This is a genomic window from Zooshikella ganghwensis DSM 15267 (assembly GCF_000428585.1).
In the GTDB taxonomy this organism is placed as follows: Bacteria; Pseudomonadota; Gammaproteobacteria; order Pseudomonadales; family Zooshikellaceae; genus Zooshikella; species Zooshikella ganghwensis.
On record NZ_AUAF01000268.1, the window covers coordinates 1 to 3489 of the forward strand.

General features: G+C 52.4%; 1 protein-coding gene and 1 pseudogene. Both read right to left on the reverse strand.

Annotation, left to right across the window (positions count from 1 at the left end; all coding sequences use genetic code 11):
• A partial coding sequence (locus F607_RS0125640; protein ID WP_268967655.1) for a calcium-binding protein occupies positions 1 to 3218 on the reverse strand: 3218 nt, incomplete at its 3' end.
• Between the two features lie 123 nt (positions 3219 to 3341).
• Positions 3342 to 3489, reverse strand: a pseudogene (locus F607_RS36270) (calcium-binding protein); the annotation flags it as partial.

Here is a 3489-nt window from a genome sequence, read left to right on the forward strand (position 1 = left end):
CCTAGGCCCTGAACTAAATCATTGCCTTCGGTACCACCCAGTTTGTCGGCATTAGCTGTGCCTTCCACTACGGCATCATAATCCCCTTCAACATCACCCGCTTTAGCGCGGCGGTTGATTTCGGCGGTGGTGATGTAGTTGCCGCCATCAGGCTGGACGTAGTCAATGGCATAGTCTTCACCCAGGAAGTGCTTCACCACCCGTACCGCGGGTTCCGTCGCATCCTTCACAAAGATCAGCAGGTCGTCACCGTCTTGCTTGAAGGTGAGGTCGTCTTTCTGGACACCGTCTTTGAAGAACAGTCCATCAAAGCCACCGCCTTGGTTATCAATGACGTCATAGCCACCACCGTAGATATATTTGTCACTGCCTTTACCACCGGCCAGTTGGTCGTTACCGGCACCACCACCTAACTGGTCATCACCGTCGCCACCTTGTAAGGTGTCATCACCTTCACCGGCTTCCATAAAGTCGTTACCGGCACCACCCTCCAGGGTGTCATTACCCGAGCCACCAAACAGGCTGTCATCACCGGCTTCACCTTTCAGGCTATCGTCACCTTCGTTACCCGATAGTGAGTCATCACCGATACCGCCAAACAGTTGGTCATTGCCCTGTTTACCCCAGAGGTTATCGTTGCCTTCGCCTCCATAGAGCTGGTCGTTGCCTGCTTCGCCATCCAGGTAGTCATCACCACCTTCACCATAGGCAATATCATCGCCCTCACGGGTAAAGACTTTGTCATTACCGTCACCGGCTTTGAAGGTTTCACTGTAACCACGGTAGCCAATGAATTTGTCATCCGCGGCAGAGCCTTCCCAGGTAATCTGCGACTCGATGTCTGTGGTGTTTAACTCAGTGCCATCAGCAAAGCGGAAGGTTTCGACTTTAAAGTAGTCATGTTTTGCATTCTTAAAAGACACAAACCAGTTTTGGATGGTCACTTGATCCTGACCATTCCGGTGACGGGCTTGTAGGTCATCATTTACTCGGAAGAACTGGAGATCATCAGCACTGATCCCTTCACCAAACAGCAGAACATCCTGTGAGGGCTGATGGTTAGTAAAGGCTTCATCACGACGGGTTTCTACGATCAGGTCATGACCATCCCCCAGGTTAAACTGGTAGGTCTCATCCCCATAAGAACCATAAAGGGTGTCATTGCCTTTGCCGCCCGCTAAGGTATTGCTAGAGCGATCCCAGACACTGTTGGCAGCAATCAGCTCATCATCACCATCACCACCCAACAGGGTATCCTGGCCTTCGCCCCCTAACAGGCGGTCGTTACCGGCATCGCCGTACAATTGATCATTGCCCAAGCCACCATACAGGGTGTCCTGACCCGCACCACCATGCAGTTGGTCATCACCGGACTGGCCATACAGCTGGTCATCCCCTTGATCACCGTACAATTGGTCATTACCCTGTTCACCATAGAGTAAATCCTGTCCCTGGCCACCATGCACTTGATCATCACCCGCACCGGCAAACACCTGATCATCACCGTCACCAGCGTGGATAATGTCATCATCAACATGACCCATAATGATGTCATCGGTAGCGGTACCCACCAATGCCTGTTGCTTGATAGTGGCAATATCCAGCGTTTGATCTTTAAGCACAATGCTTTCAATCGCGGTGTGAGGGGTTGCGGTTGATCGACTAGAAAATTGATCGTTTATGCGGATAGTCTGTCCTGTGGCTTTATGGGTAATCAGCAGATCACCGTCTCGGTCGTGACTGATCGAGTCTTCTGCAAGGGATAAGACCCCTGAGGTTTCGCCTTCGACGGGGTTATAGCGATACTGATCCCCAGTACGACGAATCAACAGGTCGTCCAGACGGATGTTTTCCAGGTGCAGGCTGTCATTGCCCTGGGTATCGCGGATCACATCATGACCATCACCGGCTTGATAGCGGTACTGATCATCACCCTCGCCCCCCTCTAGCTGGTCATCCCCTCCCTCACCACGTAGATCATCCTGGCCTTGTCCACCGTATAAGGTGTCATTGCCAAGCCCCCCTTCAAGCTGATCATCGCCGTCTTCACCGCGGAGCTGATCATCACCTTTATGGGCTTGCAGCAGGTCATTGCCAGTGCCCCCATATAACTGATCATCACCATCACCACCCCGTAAGGTGTCATTGCCCGCCTGACCATAGAGCGTGTCGTTACCGGCCGCACCTCGGACAAAGTCATCACCACCTTCGGCGTAGACGGTATCATCGCCACGCAGGGTATTGATTTCATTGGCCTGATGGTTGCCATACAGGGTGTCTTTACCCTCCGTCGCGGTGATGGCACGTTGATCAATGTCTTCTGCCTTGAGGGTCTGTACGGTGCCATCACTGTGCTGCAAGCGCAGACCAAAACGTGCAGTGAGGGTTTGACGATCAAAGACATTTTCCAAGCGAATGCGATCACCGTCATTGCCTTTAAAGGTCACATCCAACGCCAGGTCATGACGACGGAAGATGACGTCTTCTAACTTCAGGTTATACACCACAATAGTGGTCTGGCCTTGCTGATCCGTGATCACGTCTTGGCCATCGCCTTTGGCAAAGTGATACCAGTCATCGCCTTCACCACCGGCCAGTTGGTCGTTACCCCGTCCACCCGTTAGCTGATCATCACCCTCATCACCGCGCAAGGTATCATCACCGGCATCGCCTTTGAGCTGGTCATTACCAATACCGCCGATTAGTGTGTCCTGACCTTCGCCACCAGCAAGTTGGTCGTGACCATACGAGCCTTCCAGTCGGTCGTTACCCGCGCCACCGAACAGCTGATCATTACCACTGTCACCATAAAGGTGGTCATTACCCTCATCGCCATGCAGGGTGTCATCGTCTTTACCACCACGCAGGGTATCGTTACCTTGACCACCGTGGAGTGTATCGTTGCCATCATCACCAAACAGCCGGTCATCGCCCTCGCCACCAGACAGTTGATCATTACCGCCTAGGCCTTTTAAGGTGTCATTACCGGCCTGGCCGGCAAATACGTCATCACTGCCATAGCCTTCGATATAGTCATCACCGCTTGAGGCTTGTAAGACCTGCTGTTTAATCGCCTCAACATTCCACACGGTACCATCCGCAAACTGGATTTCTGCTACCGCGGCACTGGTGCTGGCATCCTGGCTGAAATAGCCTTTTACAGTAATAATGTCTTGCGCGCTGGCGATCAGCTGCAAATCATCATCGTCTCGCTTCACGGTAATGTCATCGGGACTCAGCGTTTCGTCAAAGACAATCTGACCATTAGGCGCTTGATCCTTACTGAGGTTTTGAATGCTGTCCTGACCAAAGCCCTGGCTGAACTGATAGGTATCACTGCCCTCTTCACCGACTAAGGTGTCATTACCCACACCACCGATCAGGGTATCATTCCCGTCACCCGCCAGGATTTCATCATCACCGGCTCCACCTTCAATGGTGTCATCTCCACCATAGGTAGAAATCTTGTCATTACCCGCTAACGCCGAT